Below are 8,886 nucleotides of genomic sequence, written 5' to 3'. Positions count from 1 at the left end.
AGTGGACGGTGTCGATCACGGACGTCACCGACCTGGCCCACCGGGTCCACGCCCTCGTACGCGAGAACGATCTGACCGCCGCCGCGCGCCTCCTCCCGACGGAACGCCCCTACCCAGCCGGGGACGACCTGCTCGCCCACCTGCGTGCGTGACGAAGGAGAACAGCACCCTGGTGCACCGCGAGGCGGTCAGCCGGGGCCAGACCGCTCCCCTCGCAGGTACAGTCGGCCAGCATTACTATGAGCGTAGGCTTTAACCCTACGTAGGTGGTACCGATGAAGAGGACGGCGATCGGCCTTCCCCCCGAGCTGGCCGGCAGGGCGAACCTCGTCCTGCGCCCCAAGGACGCCGCCGTTGTCTACGCCCACCCGCGTCCCGAAATGGCGCGCCTGGTCAAGAACGGGGCAGCGCTCCGCCTGGCCACCGGGTACTACCTCCTCGTACCCGGCCGTCATCTCAGCGACAGCACCTGGCGTCCCGACCTCCACGCATTGGGTCTCGGCATCGGACAGGCCGACTACGGCCAGGACGGCGCCGCCCTGATGGGCATCGGGGCTGCCCGCCAGTTCGGGGCCGTCCCACGCGAGATCGCCGCCACGTTCATTGCCGTACCGAAGCAACGCCTGCCCCTGGAAACGGAGTTCGGACGGATCGTCTTCGTCCGCAGGGACGTGGCGAGCCTCGACCTGGAACGGATGGAGACCGAGGTGACTCCCGGATGGGTGACCACACCTGAACAGACTCTCCTGGACCTCGCCGCCCGCCCTACGCTTGGCGGCCTGCCCGCCGAAGCGATCAGCGAGGCGCTCCGTGCGCTCTCGCTGCGTGCCGATGCCGACCTGCTGACCGAACTGGCAGCCGGGCAGCACAAGACCGCTGCTCTGAAGAGGGCGCGGCACCTGATCGAGGGGGACTCGGATGCTGGACCGGAGTGATCTCGCGCGCATCGGCGCGGAATACGGCGCCGCCGAGCAGCAGGTGCGGCGCGATCACCTGATCAGCCACGTGCTGTGGGCGCTGGCCTCGCTGGATCAGCCGGTGGTGTTCTTCGGAGGTACGGCGCTCTCGCGTACGCACCTCACGACGGCGGCGTCCGGCGGTCGGCTGTCCGAGGACATCGATCTGTACACGGACGACCGCCCGGCGGTTGCCGATGCCCTCGGCTCCCGTATCCCCCGCTTGCTTCGACGTGAGTTCCCGCGTTCGCGGTGGGAGCCCGCGCTCTCCGGCATCCGTGGGGTGGATCCCGCCCAACTGGTGACCGGCGACGGACTGCGCCTGCGCGTCCAGCTCCTCGACACGCACACCGGCCACTCCGAATGGAAGCGCTGGCCCACCGAGCGGCGCAGTGTCGAACTGCGCTATCACGACGTCCCAGGCCCCGCCACGCTGAGGGTTCCGACGTTGGCGGCGTTCGTCGCCATGAAGGTGTCCGCGTACTGCGACCGCCACGCACCGCGCGACCTCTTCGACCTGGCGGCTCTGGCCCGCTCGGGCTCCATCAGCGTCGACGCGGCGGAGCTCGTGCGCATGGCGAGCGGCACGGCGCCCGCGCCGCACATGTTCAGCTCGTTGCCGGACATGGAGTGGGAGACCCAACTCGCCCACCAGACGGGCCATCTCCCCTCCGCGGAGGAGTGCCTCGACACAGTCCGGAACGCCTTCGCGGAGGCACTGGCCTGGCCGGAACCGTACGACCCCTTGGCCTGACTGGGTCCGTACGACGGAACATCAGCAGCTCCCAGTGGAAGCGCCCGCCCGCTGAACGTCCGGACTCAGGCTGATCTATTCCACCTCGATGCCGTAGTCCTGAACGAGTTCCTCCAGTCCGCCTCTGTAGCCCTTGCCGCCGAGGACGAATTCCCAGTCACCGCTGGACCTCAGACGGAAAGACCCGAGCACTAGGGCTGTTTCGAGCGGTCGGCCGTCAGAGACCTCAAGCCGTCCCAGCTCCGACATAGCCGGATCGAGCAGCCGGATGCAGGCATCTGTGAATCCGGAGAGATCAGCGTCCGGGTTGGCCTCTGGATCGATGGCCGCCACCAGCACGAACCGATCAGCCTCCACCGGCAGCCCGTCGAAGGCGACACAGATCGCAGCCTTGTCAGGCGCCTCCGCGGGAAGGGCGCGCACGGAGCCGTCGGGAGTCTGTGGATTGTTGAAGAAGACGAAGTGATCGTCGCTCAGGACGCGGTTGCCATGGCAGACGAGTGCACACACGTCCAAGGCAACGCTTCCGGTCCACGACATTCCCAGGACGTTGTAGTCGTCAGGGAGCCGAGTGTTCGGGTCCGGCGGGGTCGGCTGCGGTGAGGCTTGACGACCGCCCTCTCCTAATCGTCCGCGCAGTCCGTGACGATGCAGCAGGTCGACGAGTTCCGTGCCCGAGATGAGTTCCAGCGGCTTGCCGTTGGCGAAGGTATGAGAGCCGGGTCCGAACCCAGACGTCGTCACCAGGACGCCCTTGTTGGCGCCTGCGCCCTGCGCGGTCCCGTACAAGTCACGCACCGCAGTGGGCGGCACCGTGTTGCGATAGCGCTTCACCTGTACGACGATCTTGCCGCCTCGGATCGGTGTCGGATCCAGCGCGTCGACGTCCACACCTCCATCGCTGGAGCGCTGGGTCGTCACTGCCTGCATTCCCATGGCGCGGAAGAGATCTGCCACGAGATGCTCGAATTCCACCGGATCCATGTCGTACAGGTCCGGTTCTTCATCGCTGCCGTGGGCGACGACGCGATTTCCCACGTCTTGTGGCCGACGGCTCGGCCGTACCGGTGTGAGCTGGTCCGGCCTGGTCGAGAGCTGCCCTCTCAGGGCGCCGGCCAGGCAACTGCCCGCATCCACCTGTGCCAAGTGCAGGTCACGGAACGAGGAGCGTGAGGCCATGACCGTCGCGAGGAAGATGTGGCCCGGTCGGCCCGTCGTGGGGTCATGTCCATCGACGAATCCGTTCAGGGCCACGGACTCCAGTGCCCCCTGTTCGTCCGCGGCGAAGAGCTCGTGCAGGACCAGCAACATGCACTGCGCGAGAACCTCCTTGTACAGGGCCCGACGCTGGCTCTCCGGTCGAGGAGTCTCCTTGTCCTGGTCGGTCCCGTACATGTATCGAATGGACTTGATCGCAGGGACGATGTCGTAGGCAGGCAACTCCCAGTCGAGCACCAGCTGTCGGGCAGCGGAGTCGTACGCTGCCGCTATCTGTCGCGGGAAGCCATCAGGCCACGCCGTTGAGGAGTAGAGCGCAGCTGAGAAGTACTCGACCGCGGAGTCGGGGTCTCGGCGCCTCACGCCTTCGGATATCGCGACCACGCCGGCGTTGTGCTCACGTACCGCGGCCAGCTGGGAGTCGACCCACTGTTGGTACTCACGCTGATACGAAGCCAGTTGCTGTTGGCGGTGAGCCTCCGCTGCCTGCGCAACCTGAAGGTCCCGCTCGAAACGCGCCCGCGCCTCAGCCTGGGCATGAGCCCGGCGACTCGCAGTCCAACCACCCTGGGCTTGGTACTGACTGGCATCCGGCATGGGCACCGGCTGCGCCAACTGACCTGGAGCGAAGGGCTGAACATCCTCGGCTCGCATGAGTGAGGACGCCCTGAAGGCCGGAGCGTCGCAGCCTGAAGCGAGAAGGCTTTGCAGTGCTGCTACCTCTGCGTCCAGATCCTCCGTACGACGCAGCGCGTCTGCCTGCCGGTACTCGCGGTGGCTTTGGGCAGCTCGGCGCTGGTACGCCCGTGCTTGCTGAGCTTCTTGTCTCCGCTGTCTGGCCTCGGCCTCCGACTGGCGCTGCTGCTGTCGTTGCACCTCAGCCCACGCGCCGACAAGACCGGTAGAACGACGACTCATTGCTGCAGGCCCTCCCCAGGACGTTGGCAGCCGAAAGACACTTCGGTTGTCCCCACAACCAACTGTGACGAGACGACTCTAGCCAGCAACTGCCGCCACGCATATGCATTCGTCAAAGGCTGGGTGGAGATCCAACGCTGCAGGTCAACTCGCTGGGGGCGACTGAGCGTGCGGCACACGGCCCCGCCTGTGTGGTCGCCCTCGGTCCGCCGAATCTGCGCATGGCGCGCCAGCCACGGAAAGGGCTACGAACAAGGCTTGACCTGGATCAAGCCGTCCTTCCTGTGGATGATGTACCGCTGCGGCTGGGCCACCAAGGAGGATCAGCAGACCGTCCTGGCCGTCGAGATCACCCGCGAGGGCTTCGAGTGGGCCCTGCGTCACGCCTGCCTCTCGCACTACGCGCACGGGGTGCACGCCGACGCCGCCGCCTGGAAGCGTGAACTGAAGCAGGCGCCCACCCGAGTCCAGTGGGACCCCGAGCGCGATCTCCACCTCGCCCCTCTCCCGCACCGCTCGCTGCAGCTGGGCCTCGCGGGCGACGCGGCACGGCGCTATGCGGACGAGTGGACGGTGTCGATCACGGACGTCACCGACCTGGCCCACCGGGTCCACGCCCTCGTACGCGAGAACGATCTGACCGCCAGGGGGTGAGGTGCCTCCGCCACCTCAGACAGCGAGGCTGCGGATCAGCTTGTTGGCCTTGAAGTCGCGGGATTCGACGGTGAGTTTGCCGTCGCTCCCGAGGAGTACGCGCAGGCCCTGCGACTCCGCGCCCGAGCCCGGCTTCTCGCCGCCGTTGCCGTCGGGGCCGTACATGGTCTGGATGAAGCCGGTGTTGACCACGGTGAACCCCTTCGGGTCGCCGCCCTCGACGATCTTCTTCGCCGCCCAGTCCGAGCGGTTGAGGTCCCAGTGGGTGTGGCCGGAGAAGAAGACGACGTTCGGGTGGGCGCCGAGAATCGTGAGCAGGTCGGCCTCGTCGACGAAGTCCTGGTCGTAGAAGCGGGCGGCGTCCGCTCCTGTGGTGCCGGAGACCGAGCCCGGCAGGACGTGGTGGCTGAAGATCAGTACGTAGGGCTTGTCCGCGTGGGACTTGAGGGCGCCGTCCAGCCAGGAGAGCTGGGAGGAACCTAGCGTCACGAAGGGCGGGTTGGTGCCGTTCACCGCCGGCGCGGTGGTGCCGATGAAGAGCAGGGGGAGGTCGCCCGCCGTCGTCTGGGAGTAGACGTCCGGCATGCCCGTGTAGTCGAGGAAGCGCTTGACCTGGGTGTCGAAGGGGTCGGCGTTGTACTGCTCGTGGTTGCCGAGCGCGGCGAGGACCCGCTCCGGGTGGGGGTGGTCGGCGAGCGTGGCGTAGAGGTCGTCGTACTGCTGGGCGGTGCCCTGCGCTACGAGGTCACCGGCGATGACGAGGGCGTCGGAACCGCCGAAGGAGTTGAGGTCGTCCAGGGCGTTGCCGAAGTCGGCCAGGTCGCCCTGGATGTCGGAGATGACGTCGAGGGCGGTCACGGGGGCCTTTGCCCTTCCGGCCGCTCCCGCCTGGGCGGCGGTGAGGCCGCCGAGGGGGATGGTGGCCAGGGCTATGCCGCTGGCGGTGAGGAAGGTTCTGCGGGAGGGGGGCGTCGCCTCTGGGAACGTGGGGGGAGTTTTCATGGCGGGGAGAGTAACGGGGGTGCGGCGACGGGGAGTTGGACTCGTTGCTGCGGGGTGTTGGACTGTTGGAGATCTCTTGGGTGCGGTCGGGTGGCGCCCCGCGCCCTACGTCCCGATCATCCCCGTGACCGCTCCCACCGGATCCTCGTCCGGCTCCCCCTCCGGCCACCAGTCGTCCCGCCCCGGCTCGCTCCGGTACGGGTACCAGCGGCCGTCCCTCCCGTAGCGGAGTTGGAGGGAGCCGGAGGTGTTGGTGAGGTGGTTGCGGTGGATCGTCATGCGGGGGAGGTCTGCCGTGATGAGGGCGCCTCGGGCCCGGTCGAAGGGGCCCGCCGGGGGGTCCCAGGGGGATTCGAGGACGGCCAGGCCCTCCTCCGCGCCCTGGCGCCACGCCGCCGCCGCGCGGGAGAGGTCGGTGGGGGTGTGGCCCACCGCCCTTGCCAGTTCGGCGAATTGGCGGCTGAAGGTGCGGCGGCCGGTGAGGCCGGGGTGTGACGCGGCCAGGCGTACCGCGTCGTGCCAGGGGTCGGCGGCCGCGAAGGGGTCCGCGCCTGTGGTGAGGAAGGCGTGGGCTCGGGCCGCCGCGTCCGTTGCCAGGAACTCCAGGGATGTGGGGTCGGGGGCGCCGGGGAGTGAGGGCAGGAGCGGGGGGTCGCCCGCGTGGGCGGGGGCGGCGAGAGGGGGTGGGAGCGGGGGGCGGTAGTCCGTGGCGATGGCGTCCCGTGCCAGGGTTCCCGGAAGGTTCTCGGGGCCCGCCTCGGTCGCCGCGTCGGACTGCTCGCGGGCCGCCTCGTGCGCGTTGCGCTGCGCCAGTTCGTCCAGAAGCGCCGCCTCGTCTCCGCCGCGCAGGAGGAGGAGTACGAAGGGGTCCGCGTCCAGGAGCCTGGCCGTCTGGTAGGCGAGGGCCGCCGCGTGCTTGCAGGGGCGGCCGTGGTCCGGGCAGCTGCAGGACGGGACCAAATCACCAGGGCCGGGGAGGAGTTGGACGTCGGCTCGTTCGGCCGCCTCCGCAAGGGCGTGCGGCATGTCCTTGTCCAGGAGCGCCGCGATGTGCGCGGGTTCCGTGGCCACCGCGTCCAGGAAGGTGTCCCAGTCCTCCGGGGTGAGGGTGCGCATGCGGATCTCGGCGCGGTAGGGGCGCGGGCGACTTCCGTGTACGTACGCGACGATGCGGCCCGGCGCGACGGTGATCGTGTCGACGTGACCCTCACGGGCGTAGGCACGGCCACGGCTGAGCCGGCCCGGGTCGAGCGACGTCCCCTCCAGGGCGGCGATCCAGGCGTTGCCCCACCAGGAGGTCGCGAACGGGGCCTGGGGATCGGGGTGTTGAGGGAGCGGGGGGAAGACTCGGCCGTTTCCGCCGGTGCGGGTGGCGGGGGCCCGCATGCCACCCCCACGCGCTCCCGCACCACCCGCCGAACCACCCCCGCCCCTCACACCGCCCTCCGCAACGACACCAGATCCGAAAGCTCCGCATCCGTCAGCTCCGTCAGTGCCGCCTCGCCGCCGCCCAGTACCGCGTCCGCCAACGCCTGCTTGTGGGAGAGGAGTTCGGCGATGCGGTCCTCCACCGTGCCCTCGGCGATCAGGCGGTGGACCTGGACCGGCTGGGTCTGGCCGATGCGGTAGGCGCGGTCCGTTGCCTGGTCCTCTACCGCCGGGTTCCACCAGCGGTCGTAGTGGATGACATGGCCCGCGCGCGTCAGGTTCAGGCCCGTGCCCGCCGCCTTCAAGGAGAGCAGGAACACCGGGGCCTCGCCCGACTGGAAGCGGTCCACCATCGCCTCGCGCCGCGGGACCGGCGTACCGCCGTGCAGGAACTGGGTGCCGATGCCGCGCGACGCCAGATGCGATTCGAGGAGGCGGGCCATCTCCACGTACTGCGTGAAGATCAGCACCGCCCCGTCCTCGGAGAGGATCGTGTCCAGGAGTTCGTCCAGGAGTTCCAGTTTGCCCGAGCGCGGGCGGCCGGTGCGGGTCATGATCGCGGCGTCCTTCAGGTACTGCGCCGGGTGGTTGCAGATCTGCTTCAGGGCCATGAGCAGCTTCATGACCAGGCCGCGGCGTGCGATGCCCTCCGACGCCTCGATGTGGGCCAGGGTCTCGCGTACGACCGCCTCGTAGAGCGACGCCTGTTCGCGGGTGAGGCTGACGGGGTGGTCCGTCTCCGTCTTCGGCGGCAGCTCCGGGGCGATGCCCGGGTCGGACTTCTTGCGGCGGAGAAGGAAGGGGCGGACCAGGCGGGACAGGCGGGCCATCGCCTCCTCGTTCTCGGCGTGCTCACCGCCCTCCACCAGGCGGGCATAGCGTGCGCGGAACGCCTTGAGCGGGCCGAGCAGGCCCGGTGTGGTCCAGTCGAGCAGGGCCCAGAGTTCGGAGAGGTTGTTCTCGACGGGGGTGCCGGTCAGGGCGACGCGCGCCGCCGAGGGGATCGTGCGCAGCGCCTTCGCCGTCGCCGCGTGCGGGTTCTTGACGTGCTGGGCCTCGTCCGCGACCACCAGACCCCAGGAGCAGGACGCCAGTTCGGACGCGCTCGTACGCATCGTGCCGTACGTCGTCAGGACGAAGCCGCCCTCCAGGTCGCCTTCGAGGCTGCGGCCCGTGCCGTGGAAGCGGCGCACCGGCACGCCCGGCGCGAAGCGCTCGATCTCCCGCTGCCAGTTGCCGAGGAGTGAGGCCGGACAGATCACCAAGGTCGGCTCGGGGCGGGCGCGGTGCAGATGGAGGGCGATCAGGGTGACCGTCTTGCCGAGGCCCATGTCGTCGGCGAGGCAGCCGCCGAGGCCGAGGGATGTCATCCGGTCCAGCCAGGACAGGCCGCGGAGTTGATAGTCGCGCAGGGTCGCGGCCAGGGCGGGCGGCTGCGTAACGGGGTGCAGCTCGTCGGTCAGGCGTTCCCGCAGTCGGGCGAGTGCGCCGATCGGCACGGCCTCGACCCGTTCCCCGTCCACCTCGGCCCCGCCCGTCAGTGCGACGGACAGCGCGTCCACCGGGTCGAGCAGGCCCAGGTCCCGCTTGCGTGCCTTGCGTACGAGTTCGGGGTCGACCAGGACCCATTGGTCACGGAGGCGTACGACGGGGCGGTGCGCCTCCGCGAGTACGTCCATCTCGGCTTCGGTGAGCGGCTCACCGGCTCCGTCGGCCCCCTCCGATCCCAGCGCCAACTGCCAGCGGAATTCGAGGAGTTGCTCGGTCTTGAAGAAGTCGAAGTTGTCGGCCGCCGTGCCGGGCGCGGGGCGTACGACGGCCGTCGCCGTCAGGCCACGCGTCAGCTCGCGGGGCCAGTGCACGGCCACGCCCGCCGCGCCGAGCCGGGGCGGGGGGGCGCCCCCCCCGACGAAAAAAACAAACAACCACACCCGCCAGAACGCACGCACACGCCCG

The 8,886-nt window shown here is 69.4% G+C and carries 6 protein-coding genes and 1 pseudogene; 3 read left to right on the top strand and 4 right to left on the bottom strand.

Translation table 11 applies throughout. From position 1 onward, the window contains the following. The first annotated feature begins 275 nt into the window (after positions 1 to 275). Complete coding sequence (locus tag ACFWY6_RS08430) at positions 276 to 935, top strand: type IV toxin-antitoxin system AbiEi family antitoxin (RefSeq protein ID WP_384687457.1); 660 nt, start codon at positions 276 to 278, stop codon at positions 933 to 935. After that, on the top strand, positions 919 to 1,710 hold the full coding sequence (locus ACFWY6_RS08425; RefSeq protein ID WP_384687456.1) for a nucleotidyl transferase AbiEii/AbiGii toxin family protein: 792 nt from the start codon (positions 919 to 921) through the stop codon (positions 1,708 to 1,710). Before ACFWY6_RS08430 ends, ACFWY6_RS08425 begins: the two co-directional genes overlap by 17 nt. A 75-nt stretch (positions 1,711 to 1,785) precedes the next feature. Here ACFWY6_RS08425 and ACFWY6_RS08420 read toward each other — a convergent pair whose 3' ends face one another. Continuing rightward, the gene (locus tag ACFWY6_RS08420; protein ID WP_384687455.1) at positions 1,786 to 3,846 is read right to left on the bottom strand and encodes a restriction endonuclease; all 2,061 of its coding nucleotides are present in this window, start codon (positions 3,844 to 3,846) and stop codon (positions 1,786 to 1,788) included. 213 nt (positions 3,847 to 4,059) lie between these two features. Here ACFWY6_RS08420 and ACFWY6_RS08415 point away from each other — a divergent pair. Next, positions 4,060 to 4,485, top strand: a pseudogene (locus ACFWY6_RS08415) (DUF4291 domain-containing protein); the annotation flags it as partial. A gap of 30 nt (positions 4,486 to 4,515) precedes the next feature. Here the strand turns inward: ACFWY6_RS08415 and ACFWY6_RS08410 are convergent. The 3 genes from ACFWY6_RS08410 to ACFWY6_RS08400 all read right to left on the bottom strand — a co-directional run. Next, on the bottom strand, positions 4,516 to 5,502 hold the full coding sequence (locus tag ACFWY6_RS08410) for a DUF4073 domain-containing protein (protein ID WP_384687454.1): 987 nt from the start codon (positions 5,500 to 5,502) through the stop codon (positions 4,516 to 4,518). Positions 5,503 to 5,607: 105 nt separating this feature from the next. Continuing rightward, complete coding sequence (locus tag ACFWY6_RS08405; protein ID WP_384687453.1) at positions 5,608 to 6,888, bottom strand: SWIM zinc finger family protein; 1,281 nt, start codon at positions 6,886 to 6,888, stop codon at positions 5,608 to 5,610. Between the two features lie 47 nt (positions 6,889 to 6,935). Further along, positions 6,936 to 8,886 (bottom strand): DEAD/DEAH box helicase (locus ACFWY6_RS08400; RefSeq protein ID WP_384687452.1); only part of this gene is annotated, 1,951 nt, incomplete at its 5' end.

Source organism: Streptomyces sp. NPDC059037, assembly GCF_042740015.1.
Taxonomy (GTDB): Bacteria; Actinomycetota; Actinomycetes; order Streptomycetales; family Streptomycetaceae; genus Streptomyces.
Note: the sequence above shows the minus strand (reverse complement) of the source record. Positions and strands in the feature narration are given on the sequence as shown.